This window comes from Xanthomonas sp. 3793, from assembly GCF_024806835.1.
Taxonomy (GTDB): domain Bacteria; phylum Pseudomonadota; class Gammaproteobacteria; order Xanthomonadales; family Xanthomonadaceae; genus Xanthomonas; species Xanthomonas arboricola_F.
The window spans coordinates 100922-124725 of record NZ_JANTYU010000007.1 but is presented as its reverse complement, the minus strand read 5'-3'; the positions used below and the strand labels follow the sequence as shown (position 1 = coordinate 124725).

Sequence of the window (23804 nt, the reverse complement as noted above, 5' to 3'; positions counted from 1 at the left end):
CCAACGGCACATGCCAGCGGCCGGCAAACCCGCTAGCGTGACCGGCTGCCGTAACAACCACTCAGGAATCACACGCCATGTCGCGTACCGTCGTTCTGGCCGCCGCCATCACCCTGGCATTGGCCGCATGTTCTGGAAAAGAGCCATCCGGTAAGGAGTCCACCACCGTGCCCGAAAAGACCACCACGCCGGCCGCGGACGCAGCGCCGAACCCGTTGCTGACCGCCAGCACGCTGCCATTCCAGGCGCCGCCGTTCGACAAGATCAAGGACAGCGATTACCTTCCCGCGTTCGAAGAAGGCATGCGCCTGCATCTGGCCGAGGTGCGCAAGATCGCCGACAACACCGAAGCGCCCACCTTCGACAACACCATCGAGGCACTGGAGCGCAGCGGCGAGACGCTGACGCGCGTTTCGCGCATCTTCTTCGGGCTGGTGCAGGCCGATACCAGCGATGCACGCCAGAAGATCCAGGAAGAGATCGCGCCCAAGCTGGCCGCGCATCAGGACGAGATCAACCTCGATCCGAAGCTGTTCGCACGCGTCAAGACCCTCTACGACCAGCGCGATACGCTGAATCTGGAGCCGGAACAAAAGCGCCTGGTCGAGCGCGACTACGAAGAACTGGTGCGCTCCGGCGCGCAGCTCTCCGATGCCGACAAGGACAGCCTGCGCAAGCTCAACGTGGAAGAAACCACGCTGTCCACGCAGTTCCATACCCGTCTGGTTGCAGCCTCCGCTGCCGGTGCAGTGGTGGTGGACGACAAGGCCAAACTCGATGGGCTGAGCGAGGGCGACATCGCCGCCGCCGCCGATGCCGCCAAGGCGCGCAAGCTCGATGGCAACTATCTGCTGACCTTGCAGAACACCACCCAGCAGCCGGTGCTCGCTTCGTTGAAGGATCGCGCACTGCGCGCCGAGGTGTTGAAGGCCTCCGAAACCCGCGCAGAAAAGGGCGATGCCAACGACACCCGCCAGACCATCCAGCGCCTGGCGCAGCTGCGCGCACAAAAGGCCAAGCTGCTCGGCTTCGACAACTACGCCGCCTACAGCCTGGGCGATCAGATGGCCAAGACCCCGGACGCCGCGCTCAAGCTGCTGACCGACACCGTGCCGGCGGCTACCGCCAAGGCCCGTCGCGAAGTGGGCGAGATGCAGAAGGTCATCGACGCACAGAAGGGGGATTTCAAACTCGCCGCCTCCGATTGGGATTTTTACGCCGAGCAGGTGCGCAAGGCCAAGTACGACCTGGACGAGGCGCAGATCAAGCCGTATTTCGAGCTGGACAACGTGCTGCAGAACGGCGTTTTCTATGCGGCCACGCAGTTGTACGGCATCACCTTCAAGCAGCGCACCGACATCCCGACCTATCACGCTGACATGAAGGTGTATGAAGTCTTCGATGCCGACGGCACCTCGATGGCGCTGTTCTATACCGACTATTTCAAGCGCGACAGCAAGTCCGGCGGCGCCTGGATGGATGTGTTCGTCGAGCAGGACGGCCTCACCGGCGCCAAGCCGGTGGTCTACAACGTCTGCAACTTCACCAAGCCGGCCGCCGGCCAGCCGGCGCTGTTGAGCTTCGATGACGTCACCACGCTGTTCCATGAGTTCGGCCATGCGCTGCACGGCATGTTCTCCAAGGTGAAGTACCCCTCGATCGCCGGCACCAGCACCTCGCGCGATTTTGTGGAATTCCCCTCGCAGTTCAACGAGCATTGGGCCTCCGATCCGAAGGTCTTCGCCAACTACGCCAAGCATTATCAAACCGGCGCAGCGATGCCGGCCGAGCTGGTGGAAAAGATCAAGAAGGCCAAGACCTTCAACAGCGGCTACGCCACCACCGAATATCTGTCGGCCGCGCTGCTCGATCTGGCCTGGCATACCCAGCCGGCCGACGCGCCGCTGCAGGACGTAAGCAAGTTCGAAGCCGACGCGCTCAAGCGCTTCAAGGTCGACCTGGCCGAAGTGCCGCCGCGCTACCGCAGCAGCTATTTCGACCACATCTGGGGCGGCGGTTATTCGGCCGGGTACTACGCGTATTTCTGGTCGGAAGTGCTCGACGACGACGCGTTCGAATGGTTCAAGGAAAACGGTGGCTTGAACCGCAAGAACGGCGACATCTTCCGCGCCAAGATCCTCTCGCGCGGCAACACGGTCGATCTGGCCACCTTGTATCGCGACTTCCGCGGCAAGGACCCTAGCGTCAAGGCGCTGCTGGAAAATCGCGGTTTGACGGAGTGAGTGACTGAGTGGTGCATGCGCGTGGTTGGCGCATGCATGTGGAGTCGCTGCAGTCAGCAATCGAGACGGGATGGCCACGCGCCATCCCGTTCTTGTTTGCGGATGGTGCTTCAGATGATGGCGTTGCGATTGCCTCTGCCTGTGGCGCTGCGTTGTTTGTCGTTTGGGTCGCTACCCCCGCAGCAAGACTGGCGATAGCGGAGCAGTCACTCAAGCGGCATCCAGAATAACGACACAACGGGTGCCATGCCTTTCGTCACTTCCACCGGCCCGGCACCAGGTGCATCTTGCTCAGGCCATCGCCAGCCACCCCCATTCCAGCCGACAGGTGCCTCATGAGCCAAGCCACTGCGACTACCTCCCGCCTCCAGCGCGCCGCACAGTGGTCGCGCAAGGAACTGCTGCCGCTGCTGGTCATGCTGGTACTACTCACCGCCGCGCGTTCGTCGTTTGCCAATCACTATCAGGTCCCCAGCGGCTCGATGCAGCCCGCCTTGCAGCCAGGCGATCGCGTGGTGGTGGATATGCATGCCTATGGCTGGCGCTGGCCGCTGAGCAACCGCATCGTCGTCGGTGGCGATCGGCCGCAGCGCGGGGATGTGGCGGTGTTCGATTCTCCGCACGACGGCACGCGCTTGATCAAGCGCGTGGTGGCGGTGGCAGGGGACCGCGTGGATCTGCGCGGTGGGCATTTGTCCATCAACGGCCAACCGCTGCAGATCGATGACGATGGTGAGCGTGAGCGCTTCGGCGCACGTATTGCGCACCTGAACCTGGATGCCGGCGGTGGGCCGGATCTGCACGATGTGCGGGTGCCGGCCGGCAAGATACTGGCCATCGGCGACCACCGCGGCAATAGCCAGGATGGGCGCTATTTCGGTTTCGTCGATGCTTCGGCGGTGTACGGCAAGGCAGTGGCAGTGTATTACCGGCGCGGCGAAGGCCTGGAGTGGAAGCGCCTGTAGTCGCTGGCGCCCGCACGGCGCGTGGCGACGCGCAGCGAACACGCGCAGCCGATGCGCAACTGCTTGCGTTGCGCGCTGATCAGAACGCCACATCCGCCAGCGTGCAGGAGGTCTCCCACAAGCGCGTCGCCGCCTGCCGGTCGTGGACCTGGCGGGCGATGGTTGCCGGGGCGGGGGCACCCTTCAGTTCGAGCAGGCCGTCCGGACCGTAATACCCACCGCCGCGTGCCTGCGGGTCGGTAGCGGCATACAGGGTAGGCAGCGCGCCGGCGGCTGCAGAGTGGCTGATGTAGGGACTGAGCACCCGGTTGACCGCGCCGAGCACGCCGGGGCGACCGTCGATCGCCGGTCCATTGGCGATCAGGGCGGTCCGCGCGAAGCCGGGATGCGCGGCAAGCGCCTGCAGGCCCCAGCCGTGCATCTCGCTGCGTCGCTGCAGTTCCATGCTGAAGATCAGCATGGCCAGCTTGGACTGGCCATACGCCTTCCACGGGCGATACGGGCGCGCGGTCTGCAGATCGTCGAAATCGATGCGGGCATGGCGATGCGCCAGACTCGACAGGTTGATCACGCGCGGCGCCGTCGCCGCACGCAGCAGCGGCAGCAACTGCGCGGTCAGCGCGAAATGCCCCAGATAATTGCTGCCGAACTGCAGCTCCATCCCGTCGGCGGTGGTCTGCCGCTGTGGCGGCGCCATCACGCCGGCGTTGTTGATCAACAGGTCCACCCATTGCTGGTCCGCGGCAAGCCGCTCGGCGAACGCGCGCACCGATGCCAGGCGTGCAAGATCCAGCAGTTCCACGCGCACCGTGGCATCTGGATGCACGGCCAGCAGCGCCTGCCGCGCGGTCTCGCCCTTGTCGGGGCTGCGCGCGGTCAGCACCACACTGGCGCCTGCACCGGCCAGCGCCAGTGCGGTCTCATAGCCCAGCCCGCCCACGCTGGCGCCGGTGATCACGGCGACCTTTGCGCGCTGCGGTGGCAGGTCGGCCAGGGTCCAGCCGGTCATGGCGCCAATGCCAGCGTTTCGGGCAATGTGCGCCACCAGCGCTGCCCGCTGGCCGGACGGCGCAAATCCACCCGCTCGCCCATCTGCGGGGTAGCCAGCGCGACGTCCGCGGCTGCGGCCAGCGCCACGATGCGCTCCAGCGGCTCGGACCAGACATGCATGGCCAGATCGAAGGTGCCGTTGTGGATCGGCAGCAAGGTGCGCCCGCCGACATCGATAAACGCCTGCAGGCTCTGTTCCGGCTGCATGTGCACGTCTGGCCACATCTGGTCGTAGGCGCCGTTTTCGATCAGTGCCACATCGAATGGCCCCAGACGCTGGCCGATCGTCTTGAAGTGCGGGCCGTAGCCGCCGTCGCCACTGAAGAACACCCGCAGGTCGGCGTCCTGGATCGCCCACGAGCACCACAGCGTGCGGTCGCGGTCGAACAGGCCGCGGCCGGAAAAATGCCGCGACGGCGTGGCGGTGAGGGTGAGGCCACCCACCTCCACCGATTGCCACCAGTCCAGCTGCCGCACCTTGCCCGGGTCCACGCCCCAGCGCACCAGCAGGTCGCCCACGCCCAGCGGCGCGACGAACACCCCGACACGGTCGGCCAGGGCGGCAATGGTGGCGCGGTCCAGGTGGTCGTAGTGGTTGTGCGACAGCAGGACCCCGGCCAGCGGCGGCAGCGCATCCAGCGCGATCGGCGGCGCGTGGAAGCGCTTGGGCCCGGCAAACGTGAACGGCGAGGCGCGCTTGGAGAACACCGGATCGGTCAGCCACAGGCCGCCACGCAGTTTCATCAGCACTGTGGAATGACCGAGCCGGAACAGGCTGTGGTCCGGCGCGTCGCGCAATTGCGCCGCGCTCAGCGGCAGCACCGGCAGCGCCTGCGACGGCACCGTGTGCGTGGGTTTGTTGAACAGCACCTCCCACAACAGACGCAGGCCACCCAACACACCGGGCTGGCTCAGGCGGGTGGGCAGTGCGTTGCGGAAGCGGCCGTTGCGGAACTGCGGCGAGGCGGCATGCGAGGCGGTGCGTGGCAGATGACGGGACTGGGTGAGCACGACGCGATCCATCGATGAGGGCGGGCGAACCGGCAGCGCCGGTGGTATGAGTACACTACACAGTGTAGTTTTATCTTGGGAAATGTAAACCAGGCGGTGTAACATTGCGCCATGTCCAGTTCATCCGACGCGGCGCCGGCGCAGCAACGGCTCACCGACCGCAAGCGCCACGCCATCGTCGAGGCGGCCATTGCCGAGTTCCGGCAGCACGGGTTCGAGTCCACCAGCATGGACCGCGTGGCGGCCACGGCCGGCGTGTCCAAGCGCACCGTCTATAACCATTTCCCCAGCAAGGACGCGCTGTTTGGCGAGATCCTGCGCGGGCTGTGGCAGCGCAGTGCCGAAGCGGTGAATCTGGCGTACCGCCCCGACCAATCATTGCGCACGCAGTTGACGCAATTGCTGCAGCAAAAGCTGCGGCTGCTCGACGATGCCGCCTTTATCGACCTCTCGCGCGTGGCGATCGCCGAAGGTATCCACTCGCCCGAACGCGCCCGCGCGCTGCTGGCGCAACTGGGCAGCAAGGAAGAGGGCACCACCACCTGGCTGCGTGCCGCACTGGCCGATGGCCGCCTGGTCGAGGTCGATCCGGAATTCGCCTCGCAACAACTCCAGGCGCTGGTGAAGGGGTTTGCGTTCTGGCCGCAGTTGGCGATGGGGCAGCCGCCGCTGTCGCCCGCCCAGCAGGCGCAGGTGGCCGAATCGGCGGTGGAGATGTTTCTGGCGCTCTACGGGCGCGAGTAAGCGTCGTGGCAGCGCGGCCGCGTGCGCCGACTGGCTGGTTCTTGCTTGGAAGCCGCAGTAGCGGTCGCGCACTGCGGCCCTTGCGCACGGCCCTCGCGCACCTGACGCACCTGCTCGGTTTGTCGGTCGCTCAGCGGCGTCTGTGCGCACTCGCGGCCGAGCGCGTGGTGTCATCTGCGCTGACGCCTGCGAGCGAGAAATGCCGAGCTATTGCTACACGCAGAGCGGCAAGGCATGCAGCGCATGTCACCGGCGGCATGTGCGCGCTGCGGATTGCTGCACGCGTCCGGCGCAGCCGACGGCGTGGGCGCGCATCCTGGCGCGGCAGGCAAACCGCGCAGAGCCACTCACGTGCCGTCAGCGTCCTGCGCCCACACCGCCAGCGCATAGCCATGCGGATCGGTGAAGTGGAAACGTCGCCCGCCGGGAAATGCGAACACCGGGCGAGTGATGGTGCCGCCGGCCGCTTCGATGCGCGCCTGCGTGGCCGCCAGATCGTCGGAGGCCAGCACCACCAGTGCGCCGCCCGGCTGCGGTATGCCGTGGAAGAACCCGCCGGCGAGTCGGCCGTCGCGGAACTCGCAATAGTCGGGGCCGTACTCCTGGAAGGTCCACTCGAACGCCGCGCCGTAAAACGCCTTGGCGACCTCGATCGAGGTGACTGCAAATTCCAGGTAGTCGATACGGTGATGCTGTTCGCTGCGGTGCATGGTGATCTCGCGTGTCGGGTGGCTGCACAGCATGGGCTGCCAGGCCTCGACCGACTTGGCGAAAACGGCCATCAACGCGCGTGTTGCTGCACCAACTCGCGCGGGCTCAACCCGGCAAGCTGGCGCGCATCGCGGACCAGATGCGGTGCATCGCCGTAGCCTGCTTCCAGTGCGGCAGCGGTGAGGGTGGGGTAGTGACCAGCCAGGCGCAAGAAGCGCTGCAGGCGCAGGATGCGTTCCAGGGTCTTGGGGCCGTAGCCGAATGCCACGTGGCAACGCCGCCGCAGCTGGCGCTCGCTGATGCCCAGCGCTGCGCACAACGCGGGCACCCGCAGCGCTGCATGGTCTGCCAGCTGCGCGAAGGTCCAGGCCATGCGCCGATCCACCGGCGTGGCATGCTGCCGACATAACGCATGCAGCGCCTGCAGCGCATCGCCACCCTCGTGCAGCCGCTGTTGCCAGTGATGTCCACGGGCGCCCCACAGCTCCTCCAGCGCCACACGTTGGTTGGCCAGATGATGCAGCGGGACGCCAAGCACGCCTGCGGCCGCACCCGCGCTCAGGCGCACGCCGGTGAGCACGCTGCCGGCCGCCAGGCAGGCCATGTTCGCGGTCTGGTCTGGGCCGGCGACGAACAGCGAGGCGCCATCCCAGATCAGATCGACGCAGCCATCCGGCAACACCCGCACCGGTGCGCTCGCCGCACCCTGCCGATACCGCCAACTGCAGCGCAGCTGTGTGTGCAGGTCGGGCGGCGGCGGGAGCTGCGCGTAGCGGGATTCGGAGTCCGGGGGCATGGAAGCGGTCTGTGGCAAGACGCGTCAGCGCAGCCGGATGGCTGCATCTGCCGATGTGTCGACGCGGCCGCCCGGGCGCTCGGGCCGGCCCGGTGTCGCGGCAGGATCGTTCCGGGTAGCGGTAGGCATGGACCTCATCTCCTGGTTGATTGCAGCCTGGCGCAACCGGCAATAGCGTCAGCTGCTGTAGCGCATAGCCGAAATGCTCTCGCTGCCGGGTATCAGCACGCGCGCAACGTCGCAGAACCCGTCAGCGACCGGAACGACCGGTATCCAGTGCTCCGGCGGTGTCCGCGTACCGGCGTCCATGGAACCAGGCCACCATCGGCGAGGCCATCACTGTGGTCACCAGCGTCATGCCGAACAACAGGGTGAACAGGTCCGGCCCGATCACGCCGCTGTCCAGGCCGATCTTGATCACCACCAGTTCCATCAGGCCGCGTGCGTTCATCAGCGAGCCCACGGTCAGGCTGTCGCGCCAATCGTGGCCGCTCAGCCGCGCGCCCAAGGTGCAGCCGACCAGCTTGCCGGTGACCGCCACGCCGATCACCAGCAGCAAACCGGCAATGCCGGCGCCGGCAAACGCGCTGGGGCTGGTGGCCTGGCCGGCGACGGCAAACAGCACCGGCATCAGCAAGGCGATCGCCAGCGGCTCGATGCGTTCGGCCAGATGCTCCAGCAAGCGGTCTTCGCGCGGCAGGCAGATGCCGAACACGAAGGCACCGAAAATCGCATGCAACCCGATCCATTCGGCCGCTGCGGCGCAGCCGAGCAGGCCGATCAGCACCCACACCAATGCGCTGGACGCATGGCGGCCGTCGCGCGCGCGCGGCGCGAGCAGCCGCGCATACACGGGCTTGAGCACGCCGAACACCAGGGCGAGCAAGACCAGCGCACCGACTGCGGTAAACGCCACGCCGCCGTGCGCGCTGTTTCCGGTGAGGGTGAGCACTACCGCCAGGAAGATCCATACCGTGGCGTCGTCGATCACTGCCGCGCCCAATGCCAGGCGCCCTGCCGGCGTGCGGGTCATGTTGCGGTCCTTGAGGATGCGCGCCAGCACCGGAAACGCGGTCACCGACATCGCCGCAGCGATGAACAACGCGAACGGCCAGAAGCCGATGCCGTGCGGAGCAAAGCGCGCAAACAACCAAGGCGCGGCGGCAAGGCCCAGCAGCAACGGCAATACGATCCCCGCGATGCCGACCGTCACCGACGAGCGGATCTGCGCCTTGTTGCCTTCCGGCGCACGCAGCTCCACGCCCACGATGAACATGAAAAGCACCACCCCGATGTTGGCCAGGCCCGACAGCGGCGGCAAGCTCTTGGCCGCGAACAGCACACCATGCATCTGCGGGAACCAGGCACCGAAGGCGATCGGACCCAGCAACAAACCGGCCGCCATTTCGCCGATCACCGGCGGCTGCCCGACGCGTTGCAGCAACGCGCCGCATCCGCGTGCCACGCCGAGGATCACTGCCAGTTGCACCAATAACAACGTGGTCGGATTCATCTGCTTCGCTTTTCCATGGGTTGCGTCGGCACGGCCGCAGGACAGGCGGCGTGGGCATGGCCGGCCTTCCCTGCGGACCGGCCGCACAGCACTGTACTGCATCGACACAGAGCTTGATCCGTGGCCAGAAGCATTGGCGTGTGTCACAGCGCAGGACTGGCGCTCGCAAGCGTGGCCTGCGAGCGGTGCACGGCGATCCGATGTGTTTGCCTTGCCTGTGCGGCGCCTTGGTCCCGATGATCGCTCCCGCTCCAGGCGCCAGGCCTGCGCCGTTGCAGCGCGCTGGCAATGGCGCAGGCAAGCACCCGCACCGATGCGCACCGAAGCGGCAATCCCACGTTCCCGCCTCGGTTGACCTGCCGCTTTACAGCGCCGGTCCACAGCCGCGCTGCACCGCGCGAGGCTGCTTGCAGGCGAACCGTGCGGCATCCGTGCGCGTGGCGAGCCCGACGGCAGCACGCATGCGGGTGGCTCAACGTTCCGAATCGCCGCCTTCGTCGTACCCGCGCGGCGTAAACAGATCCGGCTGGATCAGCTCGATAAAGGCACGCGCCTGCGGCGACAGATACTTGCCCTTGCGCACCACCACGCCATAACTGCGGGTGGGGAAGTAGTCCTTGAGCGAGCGCGTGGCCAGTTTGTCGCGATCGGCATCGGTGACGCAGATCGCGGTGACGATGGAAATGCCCATGCCCATCGCCACGTATTGCTTGATCACTTCCCAGCCGCCCACTTCCAGCGCGACGGTGTACGGCACGCGTGCCTGCTGAAAGATCAGGTCGACCAGGCGATAGGTCACCTGTCGGCGTGGCGGCAGGATCAACGGATACGGCGACAGATCCTGCAGCGTGACCGTGGACTTGCCGGCCAACGGGTGGTCGGGCGGGGTGATCAGCAATTGCTCGAAGCGATACACCGGCGCGTAGTTGAGGTCGGCGGGTACGTCCAGCATGGAGCCGACCGCCAGGTCGACGGCGTCTTCGCGCAACAGGTCGGTGCCATCGGCGCTGATCGCGTTGTGCAGGGTCAGGCGCACGTCCGGATGGCGCGCGCGGAAGTTCGCCACGATGCGCGGCAGCAGGTACAGGATGGTGGAGCTGTTGGCGGCGATATTGAGCTCGCCGGCATCCAGCCCACGTACCTTCTCGCGAAAGCTGGCCTCCAGCCCGTCCAGGCTTTCCACCAGCGGCAGTGCCATGTCGTACAGCAGCTGTCCTTCGCGGCTGGGGGCCAGGCGGCGCCCGGAGCGCTCGAACAGGGCCACGCCGAGATCGCGCTCCAGGGCTTGCAGCTGCAGGGTTACTGCCGGTTGGCTGACGTAAAGCGCCTCAGCCGCCCGTGAGACCGAGCCAAGCCGCACTGTCTGGCAGAACGCACGCAGCGGCTTGAGACGGTCGGATTTGTAGGAAAATCGAGGGGTTGGCGCCATATGGAGCTGGCTTCCGGATTGAATATAAGTACAGCTTATTTACAGCATTGATAAAACTGCTTTGTCAAATAGTTGCTGGCGGCGCACGGTGCAGGTCCGGACGCACAAGGACCTCCACATGTCTGCCACCGCTTTCGCTTCACGTCCCACCGACCGCGCCACGCCCGGTTTGTCGTTGACCACACAGGTTGCAGGGCAGGCGGAGCTGCTGCCGCCAGCCGCGCTGGCACTGCTGGTGTCGCTGCATCGGGCGATCGAGCCCGGCCGCCAGCAGCGGCTGGCCCAGCGGCGTGCCCGCCAGGCCGCCTTCGATGCCGGCCAGCTGCCGGACTTTCGTGCGGACACCCACGCCATCCGCGCCGGCGACTGGCGCGTCGCCGCGCTGCCGGCGGCGCTGCAGGACCGGCGCGTGGAGATCACCGGCCCGACCGATCCGAAGATGGTCATCAATGCGCTGAACTCCGGCGCCAAGGTGTTCATGGCCGACTTCGAGGATTCCACCGCGCCGACCTGGCGCAACCTGCTGGCCGGCCAGCGCACCCTGGCCGCCGCCGTGCGCGGCGACCTCAGCTTCGATGCGCCCAATGGCAAGCATTACGCGCTGCGCCCGGAAGCCGAGCGTGCGGTGCTGATCGTGCGCCCGCGCGGTTGGCACCTGGACGAAAAACACGTCCATATCGATGGCCAGCCGCTGGCGGGCGGCCTATTCGACGCGGCGTTGTTCGCCTTCCACAACGCCCGCGCGCTGCTGGCCAAGGACCGCGGCCCCTACCTGTACCTGCCCAAGTTGCAGAGCATGGAAGAAGCCGCGCTGTGGGAGACCGCGCTGGCGCACATCGAAGCGATGCTGGGTCTGCCGCACGGCCAGATCAAGGTCACCGTGCTGATCGAAACGCTGCCGGCAGTGTTCGAGATGGACGAGATCCTGCATGCGCTGCGCGAGCGCATCGTCGGGCTCAATTGCGGGCGCTGGGACTACATCTTTTCGTATCTCAAGACCTTCCGCGCGCACCGCAACCGTGTGTTGCCCGAGCGTGGCCAGGTCACCATGACCCAACCGTTCTTGAAGGCGTATTCGGAACTGCTGATCAAGACCTGTCACCGCCGCGGCGCGCATGCGATGGGCGGGATGGCCGCGCAGATTCCGATCAACCACGATGAGGCTGCCAACGAACAGGCCATGGCACGCGTGCGCGCCGACAAGCTGCGCGAGGTCACCGCCGGCCACGACGGCACCTGGGTGGCGCATCCGGCGTTGATTCCGGTGGCGATGAAACTGTTCGACGAACACATGCCCACCGCGCATCAGCAGCATGTGTTGCGCAACGATGTGCAGGTGACGCGCGACATGCTGATCGCGCCTTCGCCGGGCACCATCACCCGCGCCGGTTTCGAAGGTAATGTCGAAGTCTGCGTGCGTTATCTGGCCGCCTGGCTGGAAGGCAATGGCTGCGTGCCGATCCACAACCTGATGGAAGACGCCGCCACCGCCGAAATCAGTCGCGCGCAGCTGTGGCAGTGGCTGCATCACGGCCAGCATCTGGACGACGGCACCGCCATCGATCAGCAACTGCTGCAGGCAACCCTGCGCGCATTGCCGGCGCGCCTGGGGACAGCCACGGCACTCCCTGGCGCCACGCGAATCGATGAGGCAATCGCGTTGCTGGAAGAACTCAGCCGTGCCGATGAACTGGCGGACTTTCTCACCGTGCCGGCGTACCGCCTGATCGACTAGAGCAGCCAACAGAACTACTGCGCAGCCTGCAGGCGGGCGCGGCCGGTGCTCGGAATCCTCATGTGCCGCTCGTACACTCCGGTTCCTCCGCGCCGTCCGCACCCACCTGACGACTGCTCGCTACGTTCTGGTAGCCGCTCTAATCACCGCATTGCAGCGACACCCATGGTGCCCCTGCACTCCTCACCTCAATGCAGCACACCGCCCGTTGCGCGCAGACGCAACGACGGCCTCGCCATGCCGCGTGCATCGCATGCGCGCCGTTCCTTCCTCGTTCCATCCGTCGTACCTCTTCAGGAGAACGCAAGATGAGCACTGCACTGCAAAGCGCCGACCACCTGCAGCAGGACTGGGCCAGCAACCCGCGCTGGGCCGGCATCACCCGCAATTACACCGCCGCCGACGTGGTGCGCCTGCGCGGCACCGTGCATGTGGAGCACTCGCTGGCGCGACTGGGCGCCGACAAGCTGTGGACCTCGTTGCATGCCACCCCGTTCGTCAACGCGCTGGGCGCCTTGACCGGCAACCAGGCCATGCAGCAGGTCAAGGCCGGCCTGAAGGCGATCTACCTGTCCGGCTGGCAGGTGGCGGCCGATGCCAATCTGGCCGGGCAGATGTATCCGGACCAATCGCTGTACCCGGCCGACTCGGTGCCGGCGGTGGTCAAGCGCATCAACAACACCTTGTTGCGTGCCGATCAACTGCATCACGCCGAAGGCAATGACGCCATCGACTTCCTGCAGCCGATCGTGGCCGACGCCGAGGCCGGCTTCGGCGGCGTGCTCAACGCCTTCGAGCTGATGAAGGCGATGATCGAAGCCGGCGCGGCCGGCGTGCACTTCGAAGATCAGCTGGCATCGGTGAAGAAGTGCGGCCATATGGGCGGCAAGGTGCTGGTGCCCACCCGCGAGGCGATCGAAAAATTGAACGCCGCGCGCCTGGCCGCCGACGTGCTGGGCGTACCGACGGTGCTGATCGCACGCACCGATGCCGAAGCGGCCGACCTGATCACCAGCGACGTGGATGCCAACGATCAGCCCTTCACCACCGGGCAGCGCACGGTCGAAGGCTTCTTCAAGACCCGCAACGGACTGGACCAGGCCATCAGCCGTGGCCTGGCGTATGCACCCTACGCCGACCTGATCTGGTGCGAGACCGGCAAGCCGGACCTGGACTTCGCGCGCGCCTTCGCACAGGCCATTCATGCCAGGTTTCCCGGCAAATTGCTGGCCTACAACTGCTCGCCCAGCTTCAACTGGAAGAAGAATCTCGACGATGCCACCATTGCCAAGTTCCAGACCGAGCTAGCGAGCTATGGCTACAGGTTCCAGTTCATCACCCTGGCCGGTTTCCACGCACTCAACTACGGCATGTTCCACCTGGCGCATGGCTATGCACGCCGCCAGATGAGCGCATTCGTCGAACTGCAACAGGCCGAATTCGAAGCGGCCGAGATGGGCTTTACCGCAGTCAAGCACCAGCGCGAGGTCGGCACCGGCTACTTCGATGCGGTGACCCAGGCGATCCAGCAGGGCCAGTCGTCCACCACCGCGTTGCGCGGCTCCACCGAAGAAGAGCAGTTCCACGGCGAGAAGGCGGCCTAGCCTGCAGCGGGCCGCCGCGTTTCGCCACCCCGGGAGGGGGAGAGGGCTCGGGAAACCGGGCCCTTTTTTTTGCGGCAATACCCGACATTCCGTCTCTTTTCCCGAGAGAAAGAGTGTGATCTGGTGCGGGGCCGTGGGGTTCCTGTAGGATTTGCCCACGGGCTAATGGTGCGGGCCGGCCTAAGGAAACGGGATGACTTGCCACAACACTGCAGGCGCAGTTGAGCCGACCGGAAGCGTTGCCAAGACGCTCTCGGACGGGCTGCATGCGTTGATGACCGCTGACGAACTGGCGTTTTTCGCCCGCTTCGGCCGTCCCCGTGAGCTTGCCGCGGGCCAGGCGCTGTTCGAGCGCGGTGCGATCGGCACCCAGATGTTCATCGTGGTCAGTGGCCAGATCGACCTGGATTTCGGCGAAGACCTGACGCTCAAGCACCTGGGGCCAGGCGAATTTTTTGGCGAGCTCGGCCTGCTCATCGGCGATCACGCGCGCAGTGCCGGTGCCAGCGCATCCATGGACAGCCGCCTGATCGAACTGGCGCACGACGATTTTCAGCGTCTGGTCGACCACGATCCTTCGATGGTCGCGCATTTTCTGCGCCGCTCCATCGTGCGTGTGGTCAACAACGAGCAGCTGCTGATCCGTCAGCTGCGCCGTCGCAACCACGATCTGGAAGCGGCGCTGGACAATCTCTACGTCACCTCGCACCAGCTCAACCACACCGAAGAACTCAGCCGCACCGACGAGCTGACCGGGCTGCACAACCGGCGCGGTCTGGCGCTGTATCTGCAGGAATGTCGACGCGTCGGCAACGTGCCGGGCGTCGGGCTGATCCTGATCGACTGCGACCGCTTCAAGCGCATCAACGACGAGTTCGGCCATCTGGCCGGCGACCGCGTGTTGCAGAACGTGGCGCATGCCCTGCGTTCGGTCATCGCCGAGGGCGATCTTGCCTGCCGTCTCGGCGGCGACGAATTCTGCGTGCTGGTTGCGCAAGGCACCCCGGAGCTGGTGCACCACATCGGCGAGTGCATCGTGCGCGCGGTGGAAGCGCGCCTATGCAACAACCAGGGCGAGCAGGGCTGCTCGGTCAGCGTCGGCCTGTGCATGATCGATGCGGAGGCGTCCTGGAACGACTGGTACACGCTCGCCGATAGCGCGCTGTACGAAGCCAAGCGGCAAGGCGGCAATGTGCTGGCCATGCACCAAGCGCTCGCACCGCCGCCATCCGGCGCTGCGCCTGCTCCGGGGCATGGCTGAGGCATGAGCGCCCGCACCCACGCACGCAAGGACGCGTCGTCGGAGGCGATGCAGGCCCCGCGTCTTCGTACCTTGCTGTTGACCGACCTATGCGATTCGACCGCGTTGGTCGAACGCATCGGCGACAACGCCGCCGCGGCACTGTTCCGCGAACACGACCGCTTGGTGGTCAAGCTGCAGCAGCAGTGGCGCGGCCGCCTGATCGACCGCTCCGACGGTTTGCTGTTGTTGTTCGACCGCCCGATCGACGGGCTGGGCTTTGCACTGGATTACGCGCGCGGGCTCAAGGCGATGGGCGATGCCCACGCGCTCACCTTGTGCGCGCGCCAGGGCCTGCACGTCGGCGAAGTGCTGACCTGGCGCAACAGCGACGAGGCAGTGAGCATCGGCGCCAAACCGCTGGAAGTCGAAGGCCTGGCCAAACCGACTGCCGCACGCCTGATGTCGATGGCGCGGCCGGGGCAGATCCTGATCTCGGCCGTGGCCGAATCCTTGACCCACCGCGCCGCACGCGAACTGGGCGACCGCGCCGAACGCATCCTGTGGAAGTCCCACGGCCGCTGGCGCTTCAAGGGCGTGCCCACGCCGATGGAGATCTACGAAGTCGGCGAAGTCGGCCTGACCCCGCTGCGCATGCCGAAAAACTCGGCGAAGGCCTGGCGCGATGTGCCGCTGTGGCGCCGGCCGGCGGCGTTGATGACGGAGGTCGCATTGATCCTGCTTACCGCAGGCATCCTGTGGATCATCGGTCGTCCGGAGCCTGCCATCGCTTTCGCCGAGCGCGATTGGGTGGTGGTCGGCGATCTGCACAACCTTACCGACAGCGCTGTCCTCGATGACCCGTTGCAGCAAGCATTACGACTCAGTCTCCAGCAGTCAAAGCACGTCAACCTCGTGTCCGAGAAACGCGCGCACGACATGCTGGAACTGATGAAGCAGAGCGATCGTGCCAAGATCGACCGTGCGCTGGGTGCGCAAATTGCCCTTCGATCTGGCGCCAAAGCCCTGATACTGCCGAGCGTGGCGGATGTTGGCGGCAACCTTCGTGTGACCGTTGAAGTGATCGATCCTGTAACGCAGGCGACGGTCTACATGTATCACTCCGAGGGTCGCGGCCAGCGCTCGCTGCTGTCTTCGATTGACGCGGTAAGCTCCAATCTGCGCGCAGGACTTGGCGAAACGCTGGCGTCTATCAAGGTGAATTCTGCACCGCTTCCGCGCGTGTCCACCGCAAATATGGATGCATTGAACGCGTACGCACTGGCGCAGCGCGAATTTGGCACCGGGCATTATCTGCGTGCACGCGACTATTACATGAGGGCGGTAGAGCTTGATCCGACATTTGCGCTGGCCAATGTAGGCGTAGCGCGCTGCAACTATTATTTGGAAGAGCCATCACTCGGATTGCCTTATCTGGAGAAGGCTCTCAGCTTCCGAGGAAAGCTTCCTCCACGCGAGCAGGTCTACTTGGACGCGTGGTACGCACAGATCAAGGATCCAATAAACGCATACGAAAAATGGATGCAGATGGCCAATCTGTATCCGGACGATTTCGCTGCCGCCGAGAATACCGCGTATGCCCTGGAAGCGCGTAATCGCTACAGGGAAGCGCTTGTCTACGCCAAGAGTGCCGCTTCATCCCGCTACGAATACGACCCGTTAGCATTGGAGCTTCTCGGTCGGATGCAGTTGGCGTTGGGGAAAAAGAAGGAAGCACTGGCAGCATTCCGCTCAGCCAGAGCCTCTGGCCTCGCATCGGCTGCAGTCTGGGAAGCGGTGACCCTGGCTGTGATGGGGGACTTTGCGGCTGCGCACGCCATCTGGCCGGACGAAAAACGCCTGGATGTCGCCTATTTCGATCAGGTCTCCATCTATATCGATGAAGGGCGCAGCGATAAAGCGCTTCCGGAAATACTGCGTCTTTCCAAAGGTATCGAGCACACTTCCACGCGCTACCGCCAATCGTTGGTGGCCACGGCCGCAGCGCAATATGCGCAGGGACAGCATGCCGAAGTCCTGGCGACAATCGAGGCGACGGTCCCTGAGGCGTTGGCGAGTATCTCAACAAGCGCGGATGGTTTCAGTCAGCGCTCCAACGCGGTAGTTGCCGCTTCCTTGGCACTGTTGGGGCAGCGCCTGGGGAACGCTGCAACGGCCAAGGCAGTCCTGCAGGCACTGATGGCTAAGCCAGAGCTGGCCAAGATGCCTTCTGTGGCAGAGCTGGTCTTGCTGCTGCAGGCACGGACGGCGCTTCTTGAGGGGCGCGCCAGCGAGGCCGTGCAACTGCTCAAGCCGCGTCTGGATGGGACTGAGGCCTACCAGTACCACGTCGTGCTGAAAGAGGCGTACACGTCTTTAGGCGATCAACACTCCGCGGCAAACGAATCCGGATGGCTACAAAACGCGCATGGGCGCGCTTATGCCGAGTTCGGCGGCTGTGGGTGGTGCCAGCAGCCGATGAATGTCTTTGATGCCATGAAAGCTGGCGGCGAATGACCGAGGGTGTCATTTGCCGCAGCACGATTACTTCTTGAGTTGGGGCGTCGATCCCGAGGGAACATTCAGTCGAATCGGTTGCATATTGGCCGACGACGTCAGGCTGGCGTGGATGTCGTCGCGTGCCTGTGCAATGGAAGCCTTGTCGGCCAGATTTTCTACCTTGAGTTGAGCCGCGAGCAGCTCGGCATCCTCGGGGGGGTGACCGACCTGCACCAATGCGGCCTTCGTGTCGTTCTTGAACAGGTCGCGGAATCCATCATCGGTTGCCAGAAGATCCAGCAGCCTGTGTGCTGTGTCCGGTTGCAGTGGGACAGGGCCTTTCTCGTTCTCGTTCATGCTCTTCAATGGTAGGGAGGTCTTCAAGAAATCTAAATCCAGACCGCTAGAAGATCAATCTAAAGATGAGTCCAAGAACATGCGAGTAAGGCGTTGTGCGGTTGTCTATCTCGAGCCCAGAGAGTCTGTTGCGATTGATCTTGTCGATCTGTGTGCGGGAGGTGCCGGTGCCTCGCGTGCATTGCGCTGGGTCGCCCTTGCGCCGCATCTGGATGGGGAGTGTGTTCTGACCGAGGCGGAGGCGCTTGTGTTGGGCCGGTTGAGTCCGAGCAGCTGGCAAGACGCGATGGCCGTTGAAGAACCATCTGTTGTGCGATCGCTGTTGGACAAGGGTCTGCTGTTAGAGGACAGCGAACAGACGCATCTGGTACAGCACCGCGATACCGTCCAACGCCACAGTCAGTGGCATCCTCTCGCGGCAACCTATCACGCCTTTACCCGTTGGAATGATGTCGACTCTGCGCAAGCAGCCAAGGACGCAGGTGCGGACACTGCTGCCGGATTGCTGCGGACCTTCGGCCCGCCGCCGCCCGAGCAGGTGCTACGGGGAACGACCGATGCAATCTGCCTCACACGGGCCCAGAATCACAGCCACCTGGATACAGTGCTCCGACGTCGTACCACCTGCAGAAACTTCGCGACCCATGCGCACATGGATGCTGCGATGTTTGCGCAGATCATCGAGCGAACCTTCGCTGCCAATGCAGTGCTGGAGGCCGATCCAGACACAGTGTTTATCAAGCGCTCAAGTCCGTCGGGTGGCGGCCTGCATCCGTTGGACGCGTATCTGTTGATCCGTAACGTGTCGGGTATCGCGGATGGGATTTACCACTACCTTCCCATCGATCATGCCCTGGAGCCGCTTCGTGTGGAGGTGGACAATCTGCAGGATGTCGCGCTGAGTCTACTGGCGGGGCAGGACTGGTTCGCCAATGCACAGGTGATCGTGGCGCTCTGCCCGCGTTACTACCGCAATTTCTGGAAGTACCGCATGCATGCGAAGGCGTATCGAGCGCTTGCGCTGGAAGCAGGTCATTTCTCGCAAACGCTGTATATGGCAGCCACAGATGTGGGATTGGGTGCATTCGTCACCTGCGCAATCAATGAAGTCCAGATCGAAGCGTTGCTCGGACTGGAGCCGATCATGGAAGGGGTGGTGGCATTGTGTGGCTTCGGTGTGCGCGGCGATATCATGCAAAATATGGAGCTCGATCCCAACAACGAAGTCTGGGTGTCGAGCTAGCTGACGATTCGCCTGATCGGCTGCCACGTTTGGCGCCGCCGGGGTACCACGCGAGCGCATGCATTCAGATTGAGAGCGGTGTGCCATCCCGCGCACTGCACGGGTGGCTACCTGATGTCACGGCATCGGCCTTACAGTGATGACGTTCGGACGATGTGCCTCATCCCGCACTGCGCTCGGTGGATAACCGCCGAGCGCAGTGCGATCAGGATCCGCAGATACATTCAGTCGCCCCGCGCGACGCGATCAGAGCCTACTTCCGAATCGCCTGCGTATGCGTCTTCAACGCATCGCTCAGGCCGGTGACCTTGTCGGCGCCTTCCGGGACGGTGATGCTGGAGCCTTCGAAGTCGGCGCCGATCGGTTGCGCGCGGCCGCCCAGGCATTGGCTCAGGAAGCCTTCGGTCACTGCGTTGAAGGCCTTGCTGTTTTCCGGGCGCTTGAAGCCGTGGCCCTCGTCGGGGAACAGCACGTAGGTGACCGGGATGTTCTTGGCTTTCATCGCGTTGACGATCTGGTCGCTTTCGGCCTGTTTGACGCGTGGGTCGTTGGCGCCCTGGCCGATCAGCAGCGGCTTGCTGATCTTGTCGACGTGGGTGAGCGGGGAGCGTTCGGTCAGCCATTGCTTGCCGGCGACGGTGGCCGGGTCGCCCATGCGCTTGGTCAGCTGCTTGTAGAAGCTGGCCCAGTACGGCGGCACGGTGCCGAGCAAGGTGTTGAGATTGGCCGGGCCGACGATGTCTACGCCGCACTTGAAGCTGTCCGGGGTGAAGGTCATGCCTACCAACGTGGCGTAGCCGCCGTAGCTGCCGCCCATGATGGCGACCTGGTCGGGTTTGGTCACGCCCTGCTTGACCGCCCACTGCACCGCATCGAGCAGGTCGTCGTGCATCTTGCCGGCCCACTCGCCGTTACCGGCGTTGGTGAAGGCCTTGCCGAAGCCGGTGGAGCCGCGGAAATTGACCGACAGCACCGCGTAGCCACGATTGGCCAGCCATTGCTCGTAAGGGCCATAGCCATAGCTGTCGCGCGCCCACGGGCCGCCATGCACGAACAGCACCAACGGCACCGGCTTGTCTGCCTTGCCGTCGTGGTTGGCGTCGGCCTCGGCGGGCAGGGTGAGGTAACTGACCAGGGTGAGGCCATCGCGCGCGGTCAGCGCCTGCGGCCACATCGGCACCAGCGGCTTGCCCTCGAGTGCAGGCCGAGCGGAAAACAGCTTGCTCAGCTTGCCGCCGTCGGCGCGGTCGTAGCGATAATACGTCGTCGGCGTTTCCGCGGCCGAGTAAGCGACGATCCAGGTGCGGTCATCGAGCGTGCGTGCGGCCACCGCGGCATCGCCGGCACCGAGCGACTTGAGTTTCTGCAGGTCGGCAGCGATCCCGGTATCCAGCGCCTTCCATTCTTCGCGCAGATAATCGGTGGACACTGCCTGTACGGCTCCGGTCTTGCGGTCGCTCAAGGTGTCGCCGACGTCGGCCTTCGGGTTCTCGAACAGCAGTGTGCGTGCGTTGCTGGCGGTGTCGATGGCATACAACGCGGAGGTATCGCGGTTGCGCGAATCGCGCATGTACAGCGTCTTGCCGTCGTCGGTCAGTCCCTCGGGCGAGGTGTTGGTGACATCCTCGAACGGAATGCGATCCACGCTCTTCCATGCCTTTCCATCGGGCACCAGCAATTCCCTGCCGGCATCGTCGGTGGCGCGGGTCGCATAGCGCAGCCGGAAGTCGCCATCGAGCAGGTAGCTGTCCAGGCTGTCGGTGTTCTTCTGCACCAGGGTGCGTTTACCCGTGGCCAGGTCGACGCGATACAGATCGTGCCACTTCGCATCGCGGTCGTTCATGCCGACCATGATCGATTCCGGATGGTGCGCGCTGATCGCGGCCACCTCGGCATTGGTCTTCTGGAAGGGGGTGAGATCCTTGCTGCTGCTATCGCTCAGGTTGACCGAGAACAGATGGAAATCCTCGTCGCCGCCGTTGTCGCGCAGGTACAACAAGGTGTCGGTGTGATAGGTCCAGAAATAGTTGCGGATGCCGCGCGCGGTGTCCTTGGTGATCGCATGCGCCTGGTCCGGTGCATCCACCGGCGCGACCCAGACGTTGAGCACGCCATCCAGCGGGGCCACCCAGCTGAGGTACTTGCCATCCGGGCTGATGCTGACGTTGGCGCGCTCCGGATTGCCGAACAGCGCATCGCGGGTGATCAGCTCAGGCGCGGTGACCGGTGCGGGCGCGGCCGTGGGCGTCTGCGCGGCGGTTGCCGCGGTGCTGGTGGGTGGAGCGGTCTTGTCGCTGCAGGCGGACAACGCCAGCAGCATGCTGGAAACGAGAAGCAGGCGTTGCATGAAAGCCTCCGGTGGGAATCGCGGCCAATCCAGCCGATCCGGCCACGCTACGTGCAGTATCGAGGCGTGCGGACGTGCCGTTGGTCACCCTGCCGGGTGGGGCTACGCTTTCGCGGACACGAATTCCACCAACAAGGCGCCATCGGCGACCAGATCGCCTTCGGCCACCAGGTAGGCCTGTACCGTGCCGTCGCTGGGGGCGTGCAAGGTGTGCTCCATCTTCATCGCTTCCATGACCACCAGCGCCTGCCCGCGCGTCACCGTTTCGCCGACCGGCGCGGTCAGCGCCACGATGCGGCCGGGCATCGGGGCAGTCAGGCCGCCGCCGGCATGCGCCGGTTGATCGGCCTCCACCAGGGCATCGTGATGACGGAAGAGCGCACTGTGCCTGCCATCGCGCAAGGTCACCGCAGCGCCGTCGTGCAGCGCCTGTACGCGCCATTGCCGGCCGTCCACCTCCACGCGCAACCCGTCGTCCTGCACGTGATACCGCAGCAGGTGGGTGGCATCGGCGGACCTCACCTCCCAGCCATCGGCGAGCGGACGCAACGCAAGTGCGCGGCGTTCGCCGGCGGCCTCCAGCGTCACGCTACGCGCTGCATGCAGGCCGATGCGCCATCCGTCGCGGGTCTGCCACGGCGAGTACGGATCGGCCGGATCGTTGCGGGCAAGTGGCGCCTGTTCGGCAAGCAGCACCGCGGCCAGGCACCACCATGCAGGTTGCGGTACGGTTGCCTGCGGAAACAGCGCCGCCTGCTCGCGTTCGATCAGCGCGGTATCCAGATCGGCAGTCGCAAACGCATGAGTGCCGACCAGCCGCGCAAGGAAGGCGCTATTGGTGGTCACGCCCACTGCATGCACCTGCGCAAGCGCCTCGCGCATGCGTGCCAGTGCCGCCGGGCGGTCGATGTCCCAGACGATGAGCTTGGCGATCATCGGGTCGTAGTAAGGGCTGATGGTGTCGCCTTGCTCCACACCTGCATCGATCCGCACATGCGCGCTGGTGGCCGGCAGCTGCAGCTGGCGCAGGGTGCCGGTAGAAGGCAGAAAACCGCGGTCGGCATCTTCGGCATACAGGCGCGCTTCCAGCGCATGGCCGTGGATGCGCAGCGCCTCCTGGCGTTGCGGCAACGGCCCGCCTGCGGCCACGCGCAGTTGCCATTCGACCAGATCGGTGCCGGTGATCAACTCGGTGACCGGGTGCTCCACCTGCAGCCGGGTGTTCATTTCCATGAAGTAAAAATCGCCATCCGGCCCGGCGATGAACTCCACCGTGCCGGCGCCGACGTACCCCACCGCGCGCGCTGCATCCACGGCCGCCTTGCCCATCGCCGCACGACGTTGTTCGGTCATGCCCGGTGCGGGCGCTTCCTCCAGCACCTTCTGGTGCCGGCGCTGTACCGAGCAGTCGCGTTCGAACAGATACACCACCTCGCCATGCGCATCGCCGAATACCTGGATCTCGATATGTCGCGGACGCTCGACGTATTTCTCCACCAGCACATGCGCATTGCCGAACGCCGATTGCGCCTCGCGCTGGCAACTGGCCAGTGCCTCCTCGAACGCGGCGCCGGCATCGACCCGGCGCATGCCCTTGCCGCCGCCACCGGCGCTGGCCTTGATCAGGACCGGGTAGCCGATGGCATCGGCTTGCGCACGCAGAAACGCGGGCGCCTGTTCGGGCCCGTGATAACCCGGCGTCAACGGCACGCCCGCACGTTCCATCACCGCCTTGGCCGCGCTCTTGTCGCCCATCGCGCGAATCGCGCTTGCCGGCGGGCCGATAAACACAACGCCGGCCTGCGCGCAGGCCTCGGCAAACGCGGCATTTTCAGACAGGAATCCGTAACCCGGATGAATCGCCTCGGCGCCACTGACGCGTGCCGCATCGAGAATCGCATCGCCGCGCAGGTAGCTCTGCTGCGCCGGTGCCGGGCCGAGATGGATCGCTTCGTCGGCCAGGCGCACATGCCGCGCATCGCGGTCTGCGTCCGAATACACCGCCACCGTGGCGATGCCGAGCCTGCGGCAGGTTGCAATGATGCGGCACGCGATCTCGCCGCGATTGGCGATCAGGATCTTGGCGAAGGGCCGCTGCGGTGGTGTGACGATCGAGTCGTGCTGTGTCATCGGGTCGGTCTCTGCACATCGCCGGCGTGGCCGGCACTCGTGCGATTAAGGTCGTGCGATTGAATGCGCGGATGTGGTGCGGACTACAGGCGGCAAGAGCGACGCAGACGCTGGAGACCGGCCGGATGCCCTCATCGGGTCCCACACGCTGCACGCGCGGTGATGGAGCGACCGCTGCACACAGCGC

At 65.1% G+C, this 23804-nt stretch carries 17 protein-coding genes and 1 other RNA gene; 9 read left to right on the top strand and 9 right to left on the bottom strand.

The features are described from left to right. The first annotated feature begins 77 nt into the window (after window positions 1-77). Together dcp and lepB are read left to right on the top strand one after the other, a co-directional pair. Entirely contained in the window at window positions 78-2243 is a 2166-nt protein-coding gene (gene dcp / locus FHY18_RS20335) for a peptidyl-dipeptidase Dcp (protein WP_259159493.1), read from the top strand. A gap of 335 nt (window positions 2244-2578) precedes the next feature. Next, window positions 2579-3208, top strand: a complete 630-nt coding sequence (gene lepB / locus FHY18_RS20330) for a signal peptidase I (RefSeq protein WP_259159492.1) — start codon at window positions 2579-2581, stop codon at window positions 3206-3208. A 79-nt stretch (window positions 3209-3287) separates the two neighbouring features. Here lepB and FHY18_RS20325 read toward each other — a convergent pair whose 3' ends face one another. Together FHY18_RS20325 and FHY18_RS20320 are read right to left on the bottom strand one after the other, a co-directional pair. Further along, window positions 3288-4217, bottom strand: a complete 930-nt coding sequence (locus tag FHY18_RS20325; protein WP_259159490.1) for an oxidoreductase — start codon at window positions 4215-4217, stop codon at window positions 3288-3290. Continuing rightward, window positions 4214-5281: an MBL fold metallo-hydrolase gene (locus FHY18_RS20320; protein ID WP_259159489.1), complete on the bottom strand. Its 1068-nt coding sequence runs from the start codon at window positions 5279-5281 to the stop codon at window positions 4214-4216. The genes FHY18_RS20325 and FHY18_RS20320 overlap by 4 nt, the downstream gene beginning before the upstream one ends. Window positions 5282-5380: 99 nt before the next feature. Here FHY18_RS20320 and FHY18_RS20315 point away from each other — a divergent pair, with 99 nt between their 5' ends. Next, the gene (locus tag FHY18_RS20315; RefSeq protein WP_259159487.1) at window positions 5381-6013 is read left to right on the top strand and encodes a TetR/AcrR family transcriptional regulator; all 633 of its coding nucleotides are present in this window, start codon (window positions 5381-5383) and stop codon (window positions 6011-6013) included. 347 nt (window positions 6014-6360) lie between these two features. Here FHY18_RS20315 and FHY18_RS20310 read toward each other — a convergent pair whose 3' ends face one another. From FHY18_RS20310 to FHY18_RS20295, 4 genes are all read right to left on the bottom strand, one after another. Next, the gene (locus FHY18_RS20310) at window positions 6361-6723 is read right to left on the bottom strand and encodes a VOC family protein (RefSeq protein ID WP_259159698.1); all 363 of its coding nucleotides are present in this window, start codon (window positions 6721-6723) and stop codon (window positions 6361-6363) included. 71 nt (window positions 6724-6794) lie between these two features. Further along, on the bottom strand, window positions 6795-7520 hold the full coding sequence (locus FHY18_RS20305) for a helix-turn-helix domain-containing protein (protein WP_259159486.1): 726 nt from the start codon (window positions 7518-7520) through the stop codon (window positions 6795-6797). A 250-nt stretch (window positions 7521-7770) separates the two neighbouring features. After that, on the bottom strand, window positions 7771-9033 hold the full coding sequence (locus FHY18_RS20300) for a cation:proton antiporter (RefSeq protein WP_259159484.1): 1263 nt from the start codon (window positions 9031-9033) through the stop codon (window positions 7771-7773). A gap of 472 nt (window positions 9034-9505) precedes the next feature. Continuing rightward, window positions 9506-10462 carry a LysR family transcriptional regulator gene (locus tag FHY18_RS20295; RefSeq protein WP_259159482.1) on the bottom strand — a complete coding sequence of 319 codons (957 nt, stop codon included), beginning with the start codon at window positions 10460-10462 and terminating at the stop codon, window positions 9506-9508. Between the two features lie 118 nt (window positions 10463-10580). On the opposite strand from FHY18_RS20295, the gene aceB reads away from it, so the two are divergent. The 5 genes from aceB (at window position 10581) to FHY18_RS20270 (ending at window position 17558) form a co-directional block, all read left to right on the top strand. Next, a complete protein-coding gene (aceB, locus tag FHY18_RS20290) occupies window positions 10581-12197 on the top strand; it encodes a malate synthase A (protein ID WP_259159480.1) in 1617 nt (538 codons plus the stop codon). Window positions 12198-12257: 60 nt separating this feature from the next. Further along, window positions 12258-12333: non-coding RNA, sX9 sRNA (locus tag FHY18_RS20285), on the top strand. A 172-nt stretch (window positions 12334-12505) separates the two neighbouring features. Beyond that, window positions 12506-13801, top strand: a complete 1296-nt coding sequence (gene aceA / locus FHY18_RS20280) for an isocitrate lyase (protein ID WP_259159477.1) — start codon at window positions 12506-12508, stop codon at window positions 13799-13801. A gap of 193 nt (window positions 13802-13994) precedes the next feature. Beyond that, complete coding sequence (locus FHY18_RS20275; protein WP_259159475.1) at window positions 13995-15062, top strand: GGDEF domain-containing protein; 1068 nt, start codon at window positions 13995-13997, stop codon at window positions 15060-15062. A 3-nt stretch (window positions 15063-15065) separates the two neighbouring features. Beyond that, window positions 15066-17558 carry a putative peptide modification system cyclase gene (locus tag FHY18_RS20270; protein WP_259159474.1) on the top strand — a complete coding sequence of 831 codons (2493 nt, stop codon included), beginning with the start codon at window positions 15066-15068 and terminating at the stop codon, window positions 17556-17558. A 27-nt stretch (window positions 17559-17585) separates the two neighbouring features. On the opposite strand, the gene FHY18_RS20265 is transcribed toward FHY18_RS20270, so the two are convergent. Then, window positions 17586-17897, bottom strand: a complete 312-nt coding sequence (locus tag FHY18_RS20265) for an NHLP-related RiPP peptide (RefSeq protein WP_259159473.1) — start codon at window positions 17895-17897, stop codon at window positions 17586-17588. On the opposite strand from FHY18_RS20265, the gene FHY18_RS20260 reads away from it, so the two are divergent. Beyond that, window positions 17896-19140 (top strand): putative peptide maturation dehydrogenase, encoded by a 1245-nt coding sequence (locus FHY18_RS20260; RefSeq protein WP_259159472.1) that lies wholly within the window; start codon window positions 17896-17898, stop codon window positions 19138-19140. The genes FHY18_RS20265 and FHY18_RS20260 overlap by 2 nt on opposite strands. 253 nt (window positions 19141-19393) lie before the next feature. On the opposite strand, the gene FHY18_RS20255 is transcribed toward FHY18_RS20260, so the two are convergent. Both FHY18_RS20255 and FHY18_RS20250 read right to left on the bottom strand, forming a co-directional pair. Further along, window positions 19394-21487 (bottom strand): S9 family peptidase, encoded by a 2094-nt coding sequence (locus FHY18_RS20255; RefSeq protein WP_259159471.1) that lies wholly within the window; start codon window positions 21485-21487, stop codon window positions 19394-19396. 102 nt (window positions 21488-21589) lie between these two features. Beyond that, window positions 21590-23617, bottom strand: a complete 2028-nt coding sequence (locus FHY18_RS20250; protein WP_259159470.1) for an acetyl/propionyl/methylcrotonyl-CoA carboxylase subunit alpha — start codon at window positions 23615-23617, stop codon at window positions 21590-21592. Between the last annotated feature and the right edge of the window lie 187 nt (window positions 23618-23804).

What these genes read in the sequence shown, in the direction of transcription:
- dcp (WP_259159493.1), top strand. Translation starts at nt 78, where the DNA reads ATGTCGCGTACCGTCGTTCTGGCCGCCGCCATCACCCTGGCATTGGCC.
- lepB (WP_259159492.1), top strand. Translation starts at nt 2,579, where the DNA reads ATGAGCCAAGCCACTGCGACTACCTCCCGCCTCCAGCGCGCCGCACAG.
- FHY18_RS20325 (WP_259159490.1), bottom strand. Translation starts at nt 4,217, where the DNA reads ATGACCGGCTGGACCCTGGCCGACCTGCCACCGCAGCGCGCAAAGGTC.
- FHY18_RS20320 (WP_259159489.1), bottom strand. Translation starts at nt 5,281, where the DNA reads ATGGATCGCGTCGTGCTCACCCAGTCCCGTCATCTGCCACGCACCGCC.
- FHY18_RS20315 (WP_259159487.1), top strand. Translation starts at nt 5,381, where the DNA reads ATGTCCAGTTCATCCGACGCGGCGCCGGCGCAGCAACGGCTCACCGAC.
- FHY18_RS20310 (WP_259159698.1), bottom strand. Translation starts at nt 6,723, where the DNA reads ATGCACCGCAGCGAACAGCATCACCGTATCGACTACCTGGAATTTGCA.
- FHY18_RS20305 (WP_259159486.1), bottom strand. Translation starts at nt 7,520, where the DNA reads ATGCCCCCGGACTCCGAATCCCGCTACGCGCAGCTCCCGCCGCCGCCC.
- FHY18_RS20300 (WP_259159484.1), bottom strand. Translation starts at nt 9,033, where the DNA reads ATGAATCCGACCACGTTGTTATTGGTGCAACTGGCAGTGATCCTCGGC.
- FHY18_RS20295 (WP_259159482.1), bottom strand. Translation starts at nt 10,462, where the DNA reads ATGGCGCCAACCCCTCGATTTTCCTACAAATCCGACCGTCTCAAGCCG.
- aceB (WP_259159480.1), top strand. Translation starts at nt 10,581, where the DNA reads ATGTCTGCCACCGCTTTCGCTTCACGTCCCACCGACCGCGCCACGCCC.
- aceA (WP_259159477.1), top strand. Translation starts at nt 12,506, where the DNA reads ATGAGCACTGCACTGCAAAGCGCCGACCACCTGCAGCAGGACTGGGCC.
- FHY18_RS20275 (WP_259159475.1), top strand. Translation starts at nt 13,995, where the DNA reads ATGACTTGCCACAACACTGCAGGCGCAGTTGAGCCGACCGGAAGCGTT.
- FHY18_RS20270 (WP_259159474.1), top strand. Translation starts at nt 15,066, where the DNA reads ATGAGCGCCCGCACCCACGCACGCAAGGACGCGTCGTCGGAGGCGATG.
- FHY18_RS20260 (WP_259159472.1), top strand. Translation starts at nt 17,896, where the DNA reads ATGCTCTTCAATGGTAGGGAGGTCTTCAAGAAATCTAAATCCAGACCG.
- FHY18_RS20265 (WP_259159473.1), bottom strand. Translation starts at nt 17,897, where the DNA reads ATGAACGAGAACGAGAAAGGCCCTGTCCCACTGCAACCGGACACAGCA.
- FHY18_RS20255 (WP_259159471.1), bottom strand. Translation starts at nt 21,487, where the DNA reads ATGCAACGCCTGCTTCTCGTTTCCAGCATGCTGCTGGCGTTGTCCGCC.
- FHY18_RS20250 (WP_259159470.1), bottom strand. Translation starts at nt 23,617, where the DNA reads ATGACACAGCACGACTCGATCGTCACACCACCGCAGCGGCCCTTCGCC.